Consider the following 250-nt stretch of genomic DNA (forward strand, 5'->3'; position numbering starts at 1 on the left):
AGGCGAGCGCTTTCCGACAGCAGCATATGTGCGATGCTGACGATGTCTTCTTCTTTTTTTATCGACGTTTCGATCCCGTCAAGAACATTGAAACCGTTAACCGGGTTGGCGGGGTCGAGCACCACGACGTCTCGCCCGAGCCTTTTGCGGCGATGTTCGATTACCATCGATGCAGCCTCGGATGACGGATCCAGGCAAACGATCGGACCACTATAGACAAGTGCTGTAGGCACGACATTACTTGTCGTTT

1 protein-coding gene is annotated in these 250 nt (G+C 52.8%); it reads right to left on the reverse strand.

The window, feature by feature from the left end; genetic code table 11:
- The coding region (locus SB719_RS21690) for a type IV secretory system conjugative DNA transfer family protein (protein ID WP_412159963.1) at positions 1 to 250 on the reverse strand (250 nt) is incomplete at both ends.

This window comes from Pantoea sp. SIMBA_079, from assembly GCF_046940275.1.
Classification (GTDB): domain Bacteria; phylum Pseudomonadota; class Gammaproteobacteria; order Enterobacterales; family Enterobacteriaceae; genus Pantoea; species Pantoea borealis.